The organism is Xanthomonas populi, from assembly GCF_002940065.1.
GTDB classification, from domain to species: Bacteria; Pseudomonadota; Gammaproteobacteria; order Xanthomonadales; family Xanthomonadaceae; genus Xanthomonas; species Xanthomonas populi.
Map to the genome: position 1 here is coordinate 1 of NZ_MDEJ01000369.1, position 337 is coordinate 337.

Below are 337 nucleotides of genomic sequence, written 5' to 3' on the forward strand. Positions count from 1 at the left end.
GCGTTGTCGTGGCAGTTGCCACGCCGACTCATGCTGCACACCAAGCCATGGGACGCCAGGAAACTGCGCCAGTCATCGCTAGTGTAGACAGACCCTTGGTCCGAATGAACCAAGCAACCAGCATTGGGTTTGCGCCGCCACACCGCAGACAACAAGGCCTGCACGACCAACTCGGTGTCGGCCCGATCGCGCATCGCCCAGCCGACGACCTGCCTGGAAAACAGATCGATCACAACAGCCAAATACATCCAGCCTTCATGCGTGCGGATGAAGGTGAAATCGCTCGCCCAGGCCGTGTCCGGCTCAGTCACGTCGAACTGTCGGTCAAGCAGGTTGG

1 protein-coding gene is annotated in these 337 nt (G+C 59.9%); it reads right to left on the reverse strand.

From position 1 onward, the window contains the following. The coding region (locus XpopCFBP1817_RS21315; protein ID WP_128418513.1) for an IS3 family transposase at window positions 1-337 on the reverse strand (337 nt) is incomplete at both ends.